The organism is Sphingosinicella xenopeptidilytica (assembly GCF_042676985.1).
In the GTDB taxonomy this organism is placed as follows: Bacteria; Pseudomonadota; Alphaproteobacteria; order Sphingomonadales; family Sphingomonadaceae; genus Sphingosinicella; species Sphingosinicella xenopeptidilytica.
Genome location: NZ_JBHTIK010000002.1, coordinates 426811 through 444006, shown reverse-complemented (window position 1 = coordinate 444006; position 17196 = coordinate 426811). Strand labels below are relative to the sequence as shown.

Below are 17196 nucleotides of genomic sequence, written 5' to 3'. Positions count from 1 at the left end.
ATGCTTAACGATTGGCGACGAATAGTCCGCCCCGCAGTGTTCCGCTGGCGTGCGTAAGCAACAAGGGGATACGACAATGCGCTTCACAACTTCTATTCTGGCGGCCTGCGCCACGCTTGCGATTGCGGGCACCGCCCAGGCGACCACCATCACCAACGGCGACATCAGCATGGGCCTGTTCGACAACGGCGGCCTCGGCTCGGGTGGCGTTGGCTTCCGTCTTGCCGGCGCCGGCGATACCGGCGGCGACGCAATCTACCGCGGCTGCCTTTGCGAAGGCTGGGGTGCAGCTGCAAACGGAGACGGCAATCATTACGTTTATGGCGGCAGCGCGACGGGCTTTACGTCGGCCGCTATGTCGGACGTGACGGCGAGCAGCGCCAAGTCCACGGTCGTGACCTCGAACGGCCTCACCATTGTCCACAACTATTCCGCTGTGGACGGTGGCACACTGTTCAAGATCGACGTCGTGATCACCAATACGGGTGGAGCGACAGCCACCGACGTGCGTTATGCTCGCACGCTCGACTGGGACGTGGCGCCAGGCTATTTTGGCGAAAATTACACGTCCATCTACGTTCCGGGCGTCGCGCCGGAAGGCAACATCCTGCACACGTCGTCGAATCCGTTCGACACGCCGAACCCGATGCTGACGCGTTCGCAGGAAGCCAACACCAACATCTCCGACTCGATCGGTGACAAGGGCAGCTACTTCATTTTCGGTTTCGGCGATCTGGAAATCGGTGAATCTGCTGAATTCACGACGTACATCGGTGCCGCGTTCTCGGTTCGCACGCTACTGGCGGCGTTCGGCGCCGTCGATGTCGAAGCCTATTCCTACACGACCGCGAGTGATCGCTCGACCGTGTATGGTTACGGCTTCGCCGGTCTCGGTCTCCCGCCGATCGACGACGTTCCGGAACCGGCTGCGCTGGCGCTGTTCGGTCTCGGTGTCCTCGGGCTGGGGGCAGCCCGTCGTCGCCGCAAGGCCTAAGACTTACAGTCTCGTCACGCGGAAGGGGTCGCCCGAAAGGGCGGCCCCTTCTCATTTGAGACAGCCTCCTGCGCCCAGAGCGGCCAGTCCGCCGGCAGCGGTGCGCTGGCGGAGACGGGCGCTTCCTCGCGGTAGGGGATGACGAGACCCGCCGAATGCAGCCGCATCGGGCCATTGCCATTTCCGTAAACGGGATCGCCCGCGATCGACGCGAGCGCGTGCGCGGCGTGGACGCGGATCTGGTGCGTGCGGCCGGTTTCGGGGAAGAAGGCGATGAGCGCCTGCCCCTCGTGGACGGCGAGCCGCCGCCAGCGCGTGGCGGCGGGCTTGCCGGCCGGGCCCACGACCATGCGCCAGCCCGCATCCGCGCTCGAAACCTTGGCGAGCGGCGCGTCGATGCGGCCTTCGCCCTGCTCCGGCACCCCATCCAGAAGCGCAAGATAGGTCTTGGTGATGCGCCCGTCGGTGAAAAGCTGACCGAGGCGCTTCGCGGCCTTTGGATGCCGTGCGAGCATAAGACAGCCGGAGGTGTCGCGGTCCAGCCGATGCGCGGGTTGCGGCAGGCGATGGAAGCCGAAGGTGAGTTCGCCGAGGCGTTCCTCCAGACTGTGCGGTGTCTTCGGCCCCGGATGCACGGCAAGCCCCGCCGGCTTATCGATCACCAGCATATGCGCGTCGATATGAAGGACGGGCAGCGCCGTCATGCGATCCCGGCAGAGGCGATCGCCGCGACCGCCGCGGCGAACCGCTGCTCAGCGTCACCGGAAACGAGCACCCACGGCACCGAGCGCCGTTCCAGCTCCGCCCGCGACAGGTCCATGAAGCGCGCACGCGCCTGCGGCGTGCGATGCAGCCGGACGCCGTCGTCCACCCACGGGATATCGTCCGCCATCAGCAGGTAAAGATCACCGACATCGGTGAACGCATCGAGCGCCGGCAGGCGGTGCCCGAGCCCCATCATCGCCCACGCCGCGGTCATCAGCGGATCGGTATCCGAGACGACGAGACACGCACCGTGCGCCGCCGCATCGTCCCGCGCGGCCTCCGTGAGCGCGACATGGCCGTGCATGATGGAAACGAGATCGTCGGCATCGGTCTCGCTGCCGCGCACCTCGCAGTAAAGACGCCCGTATTCGGGTATCAGCCGCGTGCCATAGTGCGCCGCCAGGCGGGCGCCGAGCGTCGACTTCCCCGTGCTTTCGGGGCCGTGGAGAACGACGTTCGCGGGCCGCTTCATGCCGCCACCGCCGCGGCGCGGCGCCACTGGAAGAGCCCGGCGAAGGCGAGGCCGAGGAACACAGTATAGAGTGCCGACGTGACGGGAAGATCGCGCCACCAGAACAGCCCGATCGCGAGCATGTTGACGACGATCCAGTAAATCCAGTTCTCGACGAAGCGTCGCACCATGAGGATCTGACCGGCCACGCTGAGACAGGCGACGGCACCATCGACATAAGGCGCGGCGGCATCCGTGAAACGGTGCATCACGCTCGACCACAGGAACCAGAGGACCGCCGTGACCGCAATCACGACGGCATTGCCGCGCAGCCCCATCCAGCGCACGGGAACGGTATCGCGCTGCTGCACGCGCCGCCAGCTGACCCAGCCGTAGACATTGAGAACAAGGAAGAAAATCTGCAGCAGCGCGTCGCTATAAAGCTGCGCCTCGTAGAACACGACCGCGTACAGGCTGACCATCGCGATGCCGAACGGATAGTTCCAGACGCTGCGCCGGACGACGAGCGCGACATTGGCAAGGCCGAGCAGGGCAGCGATGATTTCGATGGCGGACATCCGCCTCCCGCATAGCATTCGCCGCGCCCTGTGCAATGCGCCGAAACGTCTGGATCGGGGCTTTTCCTTGACTCCTGTTGCGCACGCGCCTACATCGCGGCCCTTACGAATTTCCCGATTTTTTGCTGGAGTTTGCCCGATGGCGCGCGTCACCGTCGAAGATTGCGTAGACAAGGTTCCCAACCGCTTCGAACTCGTGCTGCTGGCAGGCCAGCGCGCGCGCCAGATTTCGAGCGGCGCAGAGCTGACCCTCGATCGCGACCGCGACAAGAATCCGGTCGTCGCGCTGCGCGAGATCGCCGAGGAAACCGTGAAGCCGGTGCAGCTGAACGAGGCGCTGGTTTCGGGTATGCAGCGCGTGATCGTGGACGACGAAGACACGGTGGACGAGATCGGCAGCCTCGCCGAGAGCGCCGAAGCCCTGCGCCTCACCGCCGCCGCGCCGCCCAAGCCGACGCCGATCGTTCCCGACTACGACTGATCGGGACGAAGCAGTGAACTGAAACGGCGGGGCCTTCCCCGCCGTTTTCGTTTTGAAGCTGGTGCGCTGAAGTTGGTGCGCTGAAGTTGGTGCGCTTCAGGGCAGTGCGTTCATACCGAGCGCGGCGACAAGCCCGAGAATGCCCAGCCCAAGTCCGTATTCCATCGCGACATGACCTTGCAGACGGCGGCGAAGGCCGACCGTGTCCCCGCCCCGTCGTTCCAGCGCCGCCAGCAGGTGGAAGCGGTTGGCGGCGGCCAGCAGCAGCATTGCCGCGAAGGCGGCGAGCTTCACGGCGAGGAGCCAGCCCCACGTGGTGGAAAGCAGTGCAGAAAGGTCGGTGACGGACAGCAGCATGTTCGTCAGCCCCGTTACGCCCAGCACAGCGACCGCAATGTAGCCCATCGCGGAAAAACGGTGCAGCGCGACGGCAAGCTGGCGGGCATCATTCTCGGTGCGCAGGAACAGCCAGAGCGGCACCAGCCCACCGATCCAGAAAGCTGCGGCGACGAGGTGCAGTGCATCACCGGCCATGTGCCAGTAGCGCACCGGTGGGTCGTTCACCTGTGTGTGCCCCGTCCCCGCGAGCGCAGCGACAAGCACCATCGCAAGAACCGCCCGGAAACGCGGCGTGCGCAGCCCCGTTGCAAGAAGCCCGGCCAGGATCGCGAGCAGCATCAGCCGGGCGAGCCAGAGCCTTCCGAAATCCGTCTCCGTCATCACGTAGGACACGACCGCAGGCTCGGCAGCCTCGAGAGATCCGGCCATGGCGAGCAGGGTGGCCGCCGCCCATGCGAGCGCCCCCACGAGCGCGGCCAACGAAAGCCAGAGCATCACCGGCCGCAAACGCAACTCCACCACCTGAGCCGTCGGCGCCCCGGCCGTTCCGTAAAGCCGCCAAGCGAGAATCCCGGCGAGCGGGACCAGCGCTATGTAGTGGACAAGACGCGCGCCGTAGAGCGCCCACTCCATCAGCGCACGCTGAAGCCGTAATGGCCCTCGACACGGTGCGTGTCGGACGAAACCACGTGCCACTGGACGTGATAGCTACCCGCCGGAAGCGGACCCGAAAGCGGCACGATCAGCTCCTTGCCGTCCGCACCGGCTCTCGCCTTGCCCGTCTGCGCCGCCTTGCCCTTGGCATCGATTACCTTGATGCCGGAAAGCGGCAGCATCACCGCTTCGCTAAACACGAGCTTCACTTCCTTCGGGGCCGCTCCCGCCGCATCGGGCGCCGGACTGGCCTTCAATACCGACGGATGCGCAAGCGCGGCACTGGCCGTGAACATGGCGGCGAGCACTGTGGCAGTGCGAAACAGAGGTATTCGCATGGTCATTCTCCTATATGCGCGCAGCGTTACTGTGGCGCGGTAACGGTCAGTGTTGGTGCGGGGTAACGCAGCCCGGTCTGCGCGTTCGACGCATCCGGCACCTCGATCCAGCGCTTCTCACCCGCAGCACAGGTCTGCACTGCGGGGAAACGCAGCGGACCCGGCGTTCCAGGCAGCCGCAACAGCACCGTGAACTGCTCGAAATGGCTATCCGGCACCGCAGGGCCGCCGGACCATGTGATGCGTGTCACGCGTTCGCGCTGCACGACACCTTCATTGATGATCGGATCGGCAAGCGGCACGTGTTCAAGCCGAATGTCCCAACCGGCTTTCAGCTGCGGCTTCGCAAAGACAATACCCGCGGGAATTTCGATACTCAGCGCCGTGGTAGCCTGCCCCGCGCATCCTTCCGGCACCCAGAACGCCAGCGCTACCGGCCGCCCGGCTTCCGCCGTGCGCGGCATTGTGACGACATGTGCGGATGCCGCGCTCGCCGAAAGCATCATTGCAGCGCCAAGGAACCAAGGGTTTCTACGCATCTTCACCGACCTCACGACTCTGACACATGTCAATGTTATTTCGAAATTTTCGCACGGTTCGGCAGCGATCTCAAACCCCTTCGCAATAGTTTCGAAATTATCGCGAAATATGCCGCCGGCTTCGCGTTGCATTTTCCGCAACCGCGGGATCCCCGAGATGCCCCTTCTCAAAGCACCGCATCACTTCCACATAGTTTTCATGACACATGCAACCCAACCCGCGCTTTTCATCCCGCACGGCGGCGGCCCGTGCTTCTTCATGGACGACCCCCGCGGCATCTGGCGCGGCATGGAGACGTATCTCCAGAGCATCGCGGCAACCCTGCCCTCCCGGCCCCGTGCGATCCTCGTCGTTTCCGGCCACTGGGAAACGGAAGGCTTCGCCTTCACCGGGGCGGAACGCCCGGCGCTGGTCTACGACTATTACAACTTCCCGCCGCATACCTACGAACTGCGCTACGACGCACCCGGCGACCCCGCACTCGCGGCGCGCGCCGCGGCGCTTTTACGCGATGCCGGACTGCCGGCGACGATCGACGCGGAGCGCGGGCTCGATCACGGCGTCTTCATTCCGCTGAAGGTCGCCTTCCCGGACGCGGCGATACCGGTCGTCGAAATGTCGGTCGATCTCAGCCTCGATCCCGCGCTTCACCTCGCAGCGGGCCACGCGCTCGCACCCTTGCGCGACGAGGGCGTGCTCATCGTCGGCTCAGGCATGAGCTTCCACAACATGCGCGGCTACGGCGACCAACGCTTCACCGCGCCTTCGGACGCGTTCGACGCCTGGCTGACGAAGGCCGTGGAAGCGGATGCGGCAACCCGCGCGGCAGAGCTTAACCGTTGGGAAGACGCCCCCGCCGCCCGCGCCAGCCACCCACGCGAGGAGCACCTGATCCCGCTGATGGTCGCCGCCGGCACCTCGGATGCGCCGGGCCAGAGCGACTATCGCGAGCATGTTCTCGAAACGGCGATCTCCGGCTTCCGGTTTAACTGATATGCGAAAGCAACTCCCCCCTTGCCCCGCACCGCCCCGTGACCCCAAATAGCGTTGGGAGGATCGTGGAAAGGGACGTGTGCTCAGGCAGTTCGAACTCGTTGAGAAGGTAAAGGCCTACGATCCGGGCGCGGACGAGGATTTGCTGAACCGTGCCTATGTGTTTTCGGTGAAGGCGCACGGCAGCCAGCTTCGCGCGAGCGGCGACCCGTATTTCTCGCACCCCATCGAAGTGGCCGGCATCCTTACCGACCTGAAGCTCGACGACGAGACGATCGCCACCGCCATTCTGCACGATACGCTGGAGGATACGGTCGCGACCCCGGAAGAGGTCGAGGCGCTGTTCGGCAAGAATGTCGCGCGGCTGGTGGACGGCGTTACCAAGCTGTCGCGCATCGAGGCGCAGACCGAAAGCGAGCGGGCGGCCGAGAATTTCCGCAAGTTCCTGCTCGCGATGTCGGACGATATTCGCGTGCTGCTGGTGAAGCTCGCCGACCGGCTGCACAACATGCGCACGCTGCACTTCATCAAGGACCCCGAGAAGCGCAAGCGCATCGCCCGCGAAACCATGGACATCTACGCGCCGCTCGCCGAGCGGATCGGCATGTACGAGTTCATGGACGAGATGAAGCAGGTGTCGTTCCGCGAGCTGGAACCCGAAGCCTATCAGTCCATCACCACGCGGCTGGAGCGGCTTCGCGCGGCGGGCGGCGATCAGCTAACGCGGATCAGCGCCGAGATCACGGACGTGCTCGGCAGCCACGGCGTCGACGCCGATGTGGCGGGGCGCGAGAAGCGGCCGTTTTCGATCTGGCGCAAGATGCAGGAACGGCACATCCCGTTCGAGCAGCTTTCGGACGTGATCGCGTTCCGCGTGATCGTGAACAGGCCAGACGACTGCTACCGTGCGCTTGGCGTTATCCACCAGCGCTGGCCGATGGTGCCGGGGCGGTTCAAGGATTTCATCTCGACGCCCAAGCGAAACGGCTACCGTTCGCTGCACACCACGATCATCCACGGCGAACAGATGCGCGTGGAGATCCAGATTCGCACGCGCGCCATGCACGAACAGGCGGAAATGGGCCTCGCCGCGCACTGGGCCTACAAGCAGGACGAGAACGCGCGCGCCTCCGAACGCTATCCCTGGCTTTCGGACCTTCTCGAAATTCTCGATCAGGCTGGGAGCCCCGAGGAGCTGATGGAGAACGCCAAACTTGGCCTCTATCAGGATCAGGTGTTCTGCTTCACCCCCAAGGGCGAACTGATCCAGCTGCCGCGCGGCGCGACGCCGGTCGATTTCGCCTATGCGGTCCATTCCAAGATCGGCGAGACGACCGTGGGTGCCAAGGTGAACGGGCGTGTCGTGCCGCTGCGCACCACGCTTGCGAACGGCGATCAGGTGGAAATCCTGCGCTCCGCCCGCCAGCAGCCGGACGCGACGTGGGAGAGCTTCGTGGTGACCGCGAAGGCGCGCGCCGCGATCCGCCGCTTCATCCGCCACAAGGAGCATGAGGAGCAGGCCGCGCTCGGCGAACGCCTGCTCGCGGATATCATCAAGCGGCTCGACGTGAAGCTGAACGACACGGCGATCAAGGACGCGCTAGGGCGCCTTGGCCTGCAGGACCGCGACGACCTCGTGATGGGGCTCGCCGCGCACCGCATCGAAGACGACGCCGTGATCGACGCGCTGCTGCCGGGTCGCATCCTCAACGCCCGCGCCAAGCGGCGGGCGAAGCGCAACCCCAAGGCGAAGCTTTCGATCAAGGGGCTGACACCCGGCGTCTCGGTGCATCTCGCGCAGTGCTGCAGCCCGATCCCCGGCGACCGCATCATCGGCATCCGCCGCCAGAGCGGCAGCATCGACGTGCACACGATCGACTGCTCGACGCTGGCCGACGCGGACGGGCGCGAGTGGCTCGACCTCGGCTGGGGCGACGACAACGACGGCGCGGTCGTGCGGCTTTCCGCCGTGCTCCGCAACGAGACGGGCAGCCTTGCCACGATGACCGGCGTGCTCGCAAAGCAGGGCGCCAACATCGTGAACATGCGCACGCACCACCGCGACCGCGACTTCCACACGTTCGTGGTCGATGTCGAGGTGGACAATCTGGCGCATCTCACGAATATCATCGGTGCGTTAAGGGCGACCGACGCCGTGACATCCGTGGAGCGCATGAAGGCATGACAGACGAAGAGGTTCTTGGGGAATTCCGCGCCGCCGAAGCGCTGCTTGAAGGGCATTTCATCCTGTCCTCCGGCCTGCGCTCGCCGATGTATCTGCAATGCGCGCGCGTCCTGATGGACCCGGCGCGTGCCGAGCGGCTCGCGAAGGCGCTCGCAGCGAAGATTCCAGCGGACCTGCGTGGGCAGATCGAGGCCGTTGTGGCGCCCGCGATGGGCGGGCTCATCGTCGGTTACGAGGTCGCGCGCGCGCTCGGCGTCGATTCGATGTTCGTCGAACGGCCCCAGGGAACCTTCGAACTTCGGCGCGGTTTCCGGCTGGAACCGGGCACGAAGGTGCTGATGATGGAAGACGTGGTGACGACCGGGCTCTCTTCGCGCGAGGCGATCGGTGCGATCGAGGCGGCAGGCGGTGAAGTGATCGCGGGCGGCTGCCTCGTCGACCGCTCGAACGGCACCGCCGACATCGGCGTGCCGCTCTATTCGCTGATCCGGCTCGACGTCCCCACCTACAGCGCCGACAAGCTGCCGCAGGACCTCGCCGCACTGCCCGCGGTGAAACCGGGATCGAGGGCCGCCGCGTGAGCACGCTGCGCCTTGGCGTGAACATCGATCACGTCGCCACGATCCGCAACGCACGCGGCGGCGTGCATCCCGATCCCGTGAAGGCGGCGCTGATCGCGGCGGCGGCGGGCGCGGACGGCATCACCGCGCACCTGCGCGAAGACCGGCGCCACATCAGCGACGACGACATCGCGCGGCTTTCGAACGAGATCGACCTGCCGCTCAACCTCGAAATGGCGGCGACCGAGGAGATGCTGGACATCGCGCTGCGCCATGCACCGCACGCCGTGTGCATCGTACCCGAGCGGCGCGAGGAGCGCACGACCGAGGGTGGACTCGACGTCGTCGGCAACCAGCCGAACCTGCGCACGTTCGTGGAGCGGCTTTCGGCGCGCGGCTGCCGCGTCAGCCTGTTCATCGAAGCCGATCCCGAGCAGATCGAGGCCTCGGCCGCGATCGGTGCCGCCGTCGTCGAACTTCACACCGGCCGCTACGCGCTGACCGAAGGCATTTCGCGTGACGAGGAGCTGGAGCGACTGACCGCAGGCGCGGCGCTTGCCGCGAAACGCGGTCTCGAGGTTCACGCGGGACACGGGCTTCGTTTCGACAACGTGGCACCGATCGCGGCAATCCCCGAGGTTGCCGAACTCAATATCGGACATTTTCTTGTCGGCGAGGCGGTGTTCATCGGCCTCGACGCCGCGATCCGCGAGATGCGGCGGCTGATGGACGAAGCGCGCAGCGCGTCGACCAGCACCGCGGGAGCCTGATCCTGCCCCACGTCGTCGGCCTCGGCTCTGACCTCTGCAACATCGAGCGTATCCAATCGAGCCTCGACCGGTTCGGCGCGCGCTTCATCAACCGCGTGTTCACCGAGATCGAGATCGCGCGGTCCGAACGCCGCGTGCTGACGCGCGCCGCCTCCTACGCCAAACGCTTCGCGGCGAAGGAAGCCTGCTCCAAGGCGCTCGGAACCGGGTTCCGGCGCGGCGTGTTCATGCGGGACATGGGCGTCATCAACCTCCCCTCCGGCCAGCCGACGCTGGCGCTGACCGGCGGCGCGGCGCTGCGGCTCGCCGAGATCACGCCCGATGGCCACACGCTCGACATCCACCTGACGCTGACCGATGACCATCCGTGGGCGCAGGCGATGGTCCTCATCACGGCGCGGGCGCTGTGAGCGGCGGCAAGCCCCGCATCGACTGGAAAAAGGAGCTGCGCTACGCGGCGCTCCTTGGCATCGCGGTGATGGGCATCTGGTCGTTCGTCGCCAAGCCCTTCTTCATTCCTTCCGAATCGATGGTGCCGACGCTGCTCGTGGGGGACCGGCTCGTCGTCAGCAAATATCCCTACGGATTTTCCTACCTCTCGCCATTCCTGCCCGTGCTGCCGAAGATGGAGGGCCGCGCGTTCGGCAAGCTGCCCGAACGCGGCGACATCGTGGTGGTGAAGTCGCCGAGCGACCACAAGGACTGGATCAAGCGCGTGATCGGCCTTCCGGGCGACACGGTGCAGATGCAGGACGGCGTGCTCTATCTCAACAACACCGCCGTGCCGAAGCGGGCGGCATCGCCCACGATGATCCCGGAAACCGAGAACATGCCCTGCGCACGGGCGGAATTTCGCGTGGTCGAGGCCGATGGCGCACGCTTCTGCCGCTATCCGCGCTTCATCGAGACGCTGCCCGGAAAGGAAGGATCCGGGCGCAGCTATGCCGTGCTCGACCTTCTGTTCAGCTACGCCGACGATACGCCGCCGGTGCTCGTGCCGCAGGGCCATGTGTTCCTGATGGGAGACAACCGCGACCGCTCCGCCGACAGCCGCTTCTCGCCCGAGGAAGGCGGGCTCGGCCTGCTGCCGATCGAAAACGTCATCGGCCGCGCCGAGTTCACAACCTTCTCGCTCGACGGCAGCCAACGCTTCTGGAACCCCGTGAGCTGGTTCACCGCGCTGCGCGGGGAGCGGGCCTGGGTGTCATTGCGGGACGGGGAAGAGTAGGCCTCCACCTTCCATCCACCCTCACCAACTCCGCCTAACCAGCAAGCTGGCAAGGTTCCATATCCTCTCCCATCAAGGGAGAGGATTTATTGCGGCGGCATACCCTGTTCGAGGGCCTCGCGCGGCGCGATTTCGAGGAGTTCGACGTCGAATTCCAGCGTCGCGTTCGGCGGGATGACACCGCCTGCGCCTTCCGCGCCGTAAGCGAGCTGCGGCGGGATGCGGAAGCGGTACTTGGAGCCCTTCGACATCAGCTGGATGCCTTCCTGCCAGCCGGGGATCACGGCGTTCACCGGGAAGGCTGCGGGCTGGCCGCGATCGTAGCTCGAATCGAACTTGGTGCCGTCAACGAGGCGACCTTCATAGTGGACGAGCACCACATCGTCGGCGGTCGGCTTCTGGCCGGCGGCCTCGCGGATCACCTCGTACATCAGGCCCGAAGCTGTCGTTTGCATATTGGCAGGCACCGCGAATTTCTGTGTTCCGGCCCATGCGAGCGCGCCCATGCCGACGAGAAGAACCGCGATGAGCAGAACCCAACGGCCAAGGCCGCTACCGCGCGTCGCAACAGTCGCCATCAGCGCACACTCCAGACCTGAAACCTGAACGAGATCCGGCCCTCATTTCAGGACCGGAGGCCGGCTTAACGAACGCCGTCGCGCTCGGCGCGCTTGCGCTCCAGCTTGCGGGCGCGGCGGACGGCGGCAGCCTTCTCGCGGGCACGCTTTTCAGAGGGCTTCTCGTAGTGACGGCGCAGCTTCATCTCGCGGTAGACGCCTTCACGCTGCAGCTTCTTCTTGAGCGCACGAAGGGCCTGATCGACGTTGTTGTCGCGAACGATGATTTGCATTGCGGCCGTCTACTCCAATCCAGTTTGCCGTTTGCCCGGCACAATAAAACAAGCCGCCGGAGGCAAGCCTCGGCGGAAAGAGCGCGCGATCTAGCAGATTCGGGCCAGTGCGGCAAGGGTCTGCGGGTAGCGCCCGAAGCAGGGCTGACGCTCCGGCACGGCTCGTGTATCACATCGCCATGACCGACACCATCGCGCCCGCTGACATGACGCTCGACGAGCTTCGCCCCGTGCTGGTGGAAGCCCTGCTTCCCAACGTGGCGTTCGACGGCTGGAGCCCGGCCGCGCTCGATGCCGCCGCCGCCGCGATCGGCATCCCGGCGGACCGGGCGCGGCTGGTGTTCCCGGGCGGTGCGACCGAGATGATCGACGCCTGGATCCTGAAAACCGACAGCGACATGACCACCGAAATGGCGCGGCGCGGCGCGGCAGCGATGAAAATCCGGGATCGCATCACGACAGCGATCCGCATCCGCATCGACCAGGCACGCCCGCACAAGGAAGCCGTGCGCCGCGCGTTCGCCGTGCTGGCACAACCGCAGAACGCCGCACTTTCGGCGCGTACGCTGTGGCGCAGCGCGGATGCCATGTGGCGCGCCGCGGGCGACACGGCGACCGACTTCAACCACTACACCAAGCGCCTCTCGCTCGGCGGCGTCTATGCCGCGACATTGCTCTATTGGCTGCAGGACGAGAGCGAGGACGACGTGGACACGTTCGCGTTCCTCGGCCGCCGCATCGACACGATCATGCAGGTGGAAAAGGCCAAGATGCGGTTCCGCGAGCAGGCGAACAACCGCCCGCGCCTCTCCCGATTCCTCGGCCGACTGCGCTATCCTGCCGCGTAGGGCACGCTCGCCCTAGTCAAGCCTCATTGAACATGATAATCGCTCGCAACAGTACGGGCAGATCAGAGTGTTCATGCGGATCGAGGACCTCAAGACCGGGCAGAGCGCCAGCGTCGTGAAGATCAGGGAAACCGGCACGCACGCCGCCGAGGCGCTGCGTCTGCGTGAAATGGGCTTCGACGAGGGCATCGAGATCGAATTGCTGCACCGCGGCCTCATCGGCGGCTGCCCGATCGCGCTACGCGTGGGCAACAACGTCATCGCATTGCGCAAGGCCGCGTCGCGGCTGATCGAGGTCAGCGTTACACCTGCCGGGGTACAGGCCGAGGCCGCCGAATGAATGCAGTGACCGCCGCGCCGATGGTGGCGCTGGTCGGCAACCCCAATGCCGGCAAGACATCCCTGTTCAACGCGCTGACCGGCGCGCGGCAGAAGGTCGGCAATTATCCGGGCGTCACCGTGGAGCGGAAGGTCGGCGCCATGCAGCTTCCCGACGGCTCGCACGTCGAGATCGTGGACCTGCCCGGCACCTACAGCCTCAGCCCGCATTCGCCCGACGAGCAGGTGACGCGCGACGTCCTGATGGGCGAGCACGGTATCGAGCGCGCGCCCGACGCCATCATCTGCGTGGTGGACGCCACCAACCTGCGCAACCACCTGCGATTCGTGCTCGAACTCGCACGGCTCGGCCGGCCGATGGTCGTTGCGCTCAACATGATCGACCTTGCCGACCGCGACGGCACGAAGATCGACACGGCGCAGCTTTCGCAGCGTCTTGGTCTTCCCGTGGTGCCGACGGTTGCGGTGCGGCGGCGCGGCCTTGCCGATCTCGGGCAGGAAGCGCTTGCGATGCTTACGCGCGAAGCCGTTCCTCCCGGTCCAGGCGCCGACATCCGCGCGTTGCAGCACGAGGCGCTGCGCATTGCTCAGGCGGTAACGACGCTTTCCGGCGGCGCAGGCGCCGCGACACGGCGCATCGACAATATCGCGCTCCATCCCGTGTTCGGGCCAATGATCCTCGCGGCGCTGCTGTTCATCATGTTCCAGGCGGTGTTCGCGTGGGCGGAAGCACCGATGGCATGGATCGAGGCCGGCATCGCCGCGCTTCAGGAAATCGCCGCCGGTGCGCTTCCCGAGGGCTGGTTCCGATCGATGATCGTGGACGGCGTGCTCGCCGGCGTCGGCGGCGTCGTGGTGTTCCTGCCGCAGATCCTGATCCTGTTTGCGTTCATCCTCGTGCTCGAACAATCGGGCTACATGACGCGCGCGGCGTTCCTGATGGACCGGCTGATGGCGTATGTCGGCCTTAACGGGCGCGCCTTCATCCCTCTCCTCTCCTCCTTCGCCTGCGCCATTCCGGGCATCATGGCGACGCGCAGCATCGACGACCCCAAGGACCGGCTGACGACGATCCTCATCGCGCCGCTGATGACCTGCTCGGCGCGGCTTCCCGTCTATGCGGTGATGATCGCGGCGTTCATTCCCGATCGGCAGATCGGTTTCGCGAACCTGCAGGGCCTCGTGCTGCTCGGCCTCTACGTCTTCGGTATCGTCGGCGCGATGGTCGCGGCGCTGGTGCTGCGTCGCACGGTAGCGCGCGGCGCGGGCAGCGGCTTCATGATGGAGATGCCGAAATACCAGTGGCCGATCCTGCGCGACCTCATCATCGGCCTGTGGCAGCGCGGCATCGTGTTCATGAAGCGCGCGGGCGGTATCATCCTTGCCTCCACCGTGCTGCTGTGGGCGTTCGCGAGCTATCCGGTGCCGCCGGAAGGATCGGACGAATCGCCGATCGAATATTCGATCGCCGGACGCATCGGCAGCGCACTCGAAGTCGTGTTCTCGCCGATCGGCTTCAACCACGAGATCAGCATGACGATGCTGCCGACGCTCGCCGCGCGCGAGGTTTCCGTCGCGGCGCTCGGCACGATCTACAGCCTGCAGACCGACGACGAAGATGCATTGCAGGAAAGCCTCGTCGACCGGCTTCGTTCGGCGTGGCCGCTGCCGACCGCGCTCGCCTTCCTCGTGTGGGTGGTGTTCGCCCCTCAGTGCATCTCGACGCTTGCAGTCGTGAAACGCGAAACGAACGGGTGGAAGTGGCCGATTTTCATGTTTACGTACCTGTTCGCTCTTGCCTATGTCATGGCAGGACTCACTTACTGGATCAGCCGGGCACTCATCGGCTGATTCCCACGCGAACAAGGGAAAAGCATGGCGGGCAGCGTCAACAAGGTCATTCTGATCGGCAATCTCGGCGCAGACCCGGAAACGCGTACGATGGGCAGCGGCGGCAAGGTCGTGAACATGCGCATCGCCACCTCCGAGAACTGGACGGACAAGGCGAGCGGCGAGCGCCGCGAGAAGACCGAGTGGCACACTGTCGTGATCTTCAACGAGAACCTTGCGCGAGTCGCCGAGCAGTATCTGCGTAAGGGCAGCAAGGTCTATGTCGAAGGCCAGCTCCAGACCCGCAAGTGGCAGGACCAGTCCGGACAGGACCGCTACACGACCGAGATCGTATTGCAGCGCTTCCGCGGTGAACTGACGCTGCTCGACGGCCGCGGCGAAGGTGGCGGTGGCGGCGGCAACTATGGCGGCGGCGGCGGATCCGGTGGTGGATCGGGCGGCGGCTTCGGTGGTGGAAGCGGCGGTGGCGGCGGCGGATCGCGCCAGGGCAGCCGGCCGAGCTTCGACGACGATCTCGACGACGACGTGCCGTTCTGATCGCTTGGCTGTCGGCACCGTTTACAGTTTGAAGGGGCGTCCGTTCGGGCGCCCTTTTCGTTAACTATACAAGGGGTTGGCGCCGTTCGATGAAAGGACGCACGACCCTCGCTGGCACGCGGCTTGCAATGAAAGCGTTGTGGGCAACGGCTCTCGCCCACAACAGAGTTCCCAGTCTCTGATCTCAAGCAAGGCCGGGGGGCAAAACTTCCCGGTCTTGCACTCCTTTTTCAGCTGTTGCGCTTCAGCGCAGCGAACGGATTTGCCTGCACCTTTTCCGCAGCCTCGCGCTCCGCCGCTTCCTCTTCGCTGAGCAGACGCCGCCGCGCGGCGGCAAGCACTTCGGCATCCGCGTGCGGGTATGGATCAAGCGCGAGACCGAAGGTCTGCGCCGCAACCTCGCCGAGGTCTATGCTTCGCCCCTCGATGGGCAGCACGTCGCAGTCCCCTTCGTGAAGTTCGATCTCCTCGCCCTGCCCGAGGTCGTGGAGGAACAACAGCTCGACAGGCTCATCGATCCGCGCCGGGACATCCTCGCCCGAAGTGACGCAGGCCTGCACGGCATCGCCCTCGACCCGGCCCGTCACACGCACGCCGCCGGGGGCGGGCGCCGCGGTCAGCGCCGCTTCCAGCCGATCCAGCGCGCGAAGATCGAACCGCGCAGCGAGCGCCGCACGCTCTTCCACGTTCGCCGCAATCCGGCGTTCAACGCCCGCGCCGACCTCGTCGAGAGTGAGCAGCCTCACGAATTCGCTCATCCCAGAATCTCCGAAAGCGGCCGCGCGGTGCAGCGTGCCCATTCCTCGCGCACGCGCGCACCCAGCCAGTCCGGCGCGGCATCCTCGCCGCGCAGCACGTTGCGGGCGAGCGCCGCGCTCAGCAAGGCGGCATCGGCATCGGCAGCGAGCGCCTCGCGATAGCTGCCGAGCCGGCCGCCGAGCGCCTGCATCGCGCGGCCCATGTGCTTGCCGATCACCATGTCGCCGATGCCGATCTCGCGGAAGCTGCCATCCATGTCCGCCGCGAAGCGCTCGACGAGCAGGCTTGAGAGCGCCCGCGCGCGCGCATCGTCCGCATCGCGTTCGAGCCGCACGAGCAGCAGCGACAGCGCCAGCACGACCATGTCGAAACGGCCATCGATGCTGTCGGGCACGCCGCCCTCGACGTACCAGTCCGGCCGGCGCGCCACCGCGACGATCTCGTCATAGAGTTCCGCCGCGCGCACCTCTCCATCGGTCCCGGCATTTCGCCTTTGCAGCCATTTCAACATGGTTCAGTCTCGTTTCATCCCGTATGCGCTAGCGAAAGAGGCGCGGCTCCAGCTTGCGGGGCCGCGGCAACATGCATATTGAGTGGCGAGGCCGCGAGGTCAATGCGCGAGGCCTCTGCCAAGGTCAGGAGTGTTCATGTCGGTGAAACGGGTTGTCGGAACGCTTGCGATCGTTGTCGCGCTCGGCGCGTGCACGCGGATCACCGACCGGCAGGGCTTCCTCGCCGATCAGGAACTGATCGCCGCGATCTCGCCGGGCGTGGATAATCGCGCCTCGGTTGAAAAGACGCTGGGCCGCCCGACCTTCGTTTCCAAGTGGGACGAGAACAGCTGGTACTATCTCGCCCGCACGACAAGCCAGCTCGCCTTCCTGCCATCGAAGCCGACATCGCAGGACATGCTGAAGATCACCTTTGACAGTGCGGGCAACGTCACCGCCGTCAACCGCGACCAGACGCTCGCCCAGATCGTTCAAGTGATGCCGTCCGGCGACAAGACGCCGGTCTATGGCCGCGACTCGGGCTTCTTCGAGGACATCTTCGGCAACATCGGCGCCGTCGGCGCCGTGGCCCCCGGCCCGAGCCGAGACCAGTAAGCCACCCTTCCCGTCCAAGGGCAAAAAAGA

23 protein-coding genes are annotated in these 17196 nt (G+C 65.7%); 13 read left to right on the top strand and 10 right to left on the bottom strand.

Annotation, left to right across the window (positions count from 1 at the left end; translation table 11 throughout):
• Window positions 1–76 precede the first annotated feature (76 nt).
• Window positions 77–994 (top strand): PEP-CTERM sorting domain-containing protein, encoded by a 918-nt coding sequence (locus ACFQ00_RS05050; protein ID WP_381487108.1) that lies wholly within the window; start codon window positions 77–79, stop codon window positions 992–994.
• 14 nt (window positions 995–1008) lie between these two features.
• On the opposite strand, the gene ACFQ00_RS05045 is transcribed toward ACFQ00_RS05050, so the two are convergent.
• Genes ACFQ00_RS05045 through pnuC form a run of 3 tightly spaced genes read right to left on the bottom strand, consistent with a single transcriptional unit; the run spans window position 1009 to window position 2788 of the window.
• Window positions 1009–1698 carry an RluA family pseudouridine synthase gene (locus ACFQ00_RS05045; RefSeq protein ID WP_381487105.1) on the bottom strand — a complete coding sequence of 230 codons (690 nt, stop codon included), beginning with the start codon at window positions 1696–1698 and terminating at the stop codon, window positions 1009–1011.
• Window positions 1695–2231, bottom strand: coding sequence for an AAA family ATPase (locus tag ACFQ00_RS05040; protein ID WP_381487102.1), 537 nt, complete (start codon window positions 2229–2231; stop codon window positions 1695–1697). Before ACFQ00_RS05040 ends, ACFQ00_RS05045 begins: the two co-directional genes overlap by 4 nt.
• The gene (pnuC, locus tag ACFQ00_RS05035; protein ID WP_381487099.1) at window positions 2228–2788 is read right to left on the bottom strand and encodes a nicotinamide riboside transporter PnuC; all 561 of its coding nucleotides are present in this window, start codon (window positions 2786–2788) and stop codon (window positions 2228–2230) included. The genes ACFQ00_RS05040 and pnuC overlap by 4 nt, the downstream gene beginning before the upstream one ends.
• Window positions 2789–2927: 139 nt before the next feature.
• Between pnuC and rpoZ the strand changes: the two genes are divergently transcribed.
• A complete protein-coding gene (gene rpoZ, locus ACFQ00_RS05030) occupies window positions 2928–3269 on the top strand; it encodes a DNA-directed RNA polymerase subunit omega (protein ID WP_374594329.1) in 342 nt (113 codons plus the stop codon).
• Window positions 3270–3365: 96 nt separating this feature from the next.
• Here rpoZ and copD read toward each other — a convergent pair whose 3' ends face one another.
• From copD to ACFQ00_RS05015, 3 genes are read right to left on the bottom strand one after another with little or no spacing between them, the layout of a single operon-like run.
• Window positions 3366–4241, bottom strand: a complete 876-nt coding sequence (gene copD / locus ACFQ00_RS05025) for a copper homeostasis membrane protein CopD (protein WP_381487095.1) — start codon at window positions 4239–4241, stop codon at window positions 3366–3368.
• Window positions 4241–4600: a copper homeostasis periplasmic binding protein CopC gene (gene copC, locus ACFQ00_RS05020; protein WP_381487091.1), complete on the bottom strand. Its 360-nt coding sequence runs from the start codon at window positions 4598–4600 to the stop codon at window positions 4241–4243. The genes copD and copC overlap by 1 nt, the downstream gene beginning before the upstream one ends.
• A gap of 26 nt (window positions 4601–4626) precedes the next feature.
• Window positions 4627–5139, bottom strand: a complete 513-nt coding sequence (locus ACFQ00_RS05015; RefSeq protein ID WP_381487088.1) for a YcnI family protein — start codon at window positions 5137–5139, stop codon at window positions 4627–4629.
• Window positions 5140–5338: 199 nt separating this feature from the next.
• On the opposite strand from ACFQ00_RS05015, the gene ACFQ00_RS05010 reads away from it, so the two are divergent.
• The 6 genes from ACFQ00_RS05010 (at window position 5339) to lepB (ending at window position 10876) form a co-directional block, all read left to right on the top strand.
• On the top strand, window positions 5339–6133 hold the full coding sequence (locus ACFQ00_RS05010) for a DODA-type extradiol aromatic ring-opening family dioxygenase (protein WP_381487085.1): 795 nt from the start codon (window positions 5339–5341) through the stop codon (window positions 6131–6133).
• Window positions 6134–6212: 79 nt separating this feature from the next.
• On the top strand, window positions 6213–8318 hold the full coding sequence (locus ACFQ00_RS05005) for a RelA/SpoT family protein (protein ID WP_374594335.1): 2106 nt from the start codon (window positions 6213–6215) through the stop codon (window positions 8316–8318).
• The gene (pyrE, locus tag ACFQ00_RS05000) at window positions 8315–8899 is read left to right on the top strand and encodes an orotate phosphoribosyltransferase (RefSeq protein WP_381487081.1); all 585 of its coding nucleotides are present in this window, start codon (window positions 8315–8317) and stop codon (window positions 8897–8899) included. Before ACFQ00_RS05005 ends, pyrE begins: the two co-directional genes overlap by 4 nt.
• The gene (locus ACFQ00_RS04995; RefSeq protein ID WP_381487079.1) at window positions 8896–9648 is read left to right on the top strand and encodes a pyridoxine 5'-phosphate synthase; all 753 of its coding nucleotides are present in this window, start codon (window positions 8896–8898) and stop codon (window positions 9646–9648) included. Before pyrE ends, ACFQ00_RS04995 begins: the two co-directional genes overlap by 4 nt.
• 2 nt (window positions 9649–9650) lie before the next feature.
• The gene (gene acpS, locus ACFQ00_RS04990) at window positions 9651–10058 is read left to right on the top strand and encodes a holo-ACP synthase (protein ID WP_381487860.1); all 408 of its coding nucleotides are present in this window, start codon (window positions 9651–9653) and stop codon (window positions 10056–10058) included.
• A complete protein-coding gene (lepB, locus tag ACFQ00_RS04985; RefSeq protein WP_381487076.1) occupies window positions 10055–10876 on the top strand; it encodes a signal peptidase I in 822 nt (273 codons plus the stop codon). The genes acpS and lepB overlap by 4 nt, the downstream gene beginning before the upstream one ends.
• An 86-nt stretch (window positions 10877–10962) precedes the next feature.
• Here the strand turns inward: lepB and ACFQ00_RS04980 are convergent, their stop codons facing one another.
• Window positions 10963–11454, bottom strand: coding sequence for an FKBP-type peptidyl-prolyl cis-trans isomerase (locus ACFQ00_RS04980; RefSeq protein ID WP_381487073.1), 492 nt, complete (start codon window positions 11452–11454; stop codon window positions 10963–10965).
• 65 nt (window positions 11455–11519) lie between these two features.
• On the bottom strand, window positions 11520–11726 hold the full coding sequence (gene rpsU, locus ACFQ00_RS04975; RefSeq protein ID WP_004208618.1) for a 30S ribosomal protein S21: 207 nt from the start codon (window positions 11724–11726) through the stop codon (window positions 11520–11522).
• 179 nt (window positions 11727–11905) lie between these two features.
• Between rpsU and ACFQ00_RS04970 the strand changes: the two genes are divergently transcribed.
• The 4 genes from ACFQ00_RS04970 (at window position 11906) to ssb (ending at window position 15301) form a co-directional block, all read left to right on the top strand.
• Window positions 11906–12574, top strand: a complete 669-nt coding sequence (locus tag ACFQ00_RS04970; protein WP_381487069.1) for a COQ9 family protein — start codon at window positions 11906–11908, stop codon at window positions 12572–12574.
• Window positions 12575–12647: 73 nt separating this feature from the next.
• Window positions 12648–12914 carry a FeoA family protein gene (locus ACFQ00_RS04965; RefSeq protein WP_381487066.1) on the top strand — a complete coding sequence of 89 codons (267 nt, stop codon included), beginning with the start codon at window positions 12648–12650 and terminating at the stop codon, window positions 12912–12914.
• A gap of 5 nt (window positions 12915–12919) precedes the next feature.
• The gene (gene feoB / locus ACFQ00_RS04960) at window positions 12920–14764 is read left to right on the top strand and encodes a ferrous iron transporter B (RefSeq protein ID WP_381487858.1); all 1845 of its coding nucleotides are present in this window, start codon (window positions 12920–12922) and stop codon (window positions 14762–14764) included.
• A gap of 24 nt (window positions 14765–14788) precedes the next feature.
• Window positions 14789–15301, top strand: a complete 513-nt coding sequence (gene ssb / locus ACFQ00_RS04955) for a single-stranded DNA-binding protein (protein ID WP_381487063.1) — start codon at window positions 14789–14791, stop codon at window positions 15299–15301.
• Between the two features lie 230 nt (window positions 15302–15531).
• Here ssb and ACFQ00_RS04950 read toward each other — a convergent pair whose 3' ends face one another.
• Window positions 15532–16059: a YceD family protein gene (locus ACFQ00_RS04950; RefSeq protein ID WP_381487060.1), complete on the bottom strand. Its 528-nt coding sequence runs from the start codon at window positions 16057–16059 to the stop codon at window positions 15532–15534.
• Window positions 16056–16571: a ubiquinol-cytochrome C chaperone family protein gene (locus ACFQ00_RS04945; RefSeq protein WP_381487057.1), complete on the bottom strand. Its 516-nt coding sequence runs from the start codon at window positions 16569–16571 to the stop codon at window positions 16056–16058. Before ACFQ00_RS04945 ends, ACFQ00_RS04950 begins: the two co-directional genes overlap by 4 nt.
• 136 nt (window positions 16572–16707) lie before the next feature.
• Here ACFQ00_RS04945 and ACFQ00_RS04940 point away from each other — a divergent pair, with 136 nt between their 5' ends.
• Window positions 16708–17166, top strand: coding sequence for an outer membrane protein assembly factor BamE (locus ACFQ00_RS04940; RefSeq protein WP_381487054.1), 459 nt, complete (start codon window positions 16708–16710; stop codon window positions 17164–17166).
• The last annotated feature ends 30 nt before the right edge of the window (window positions 17167–17196 follow it).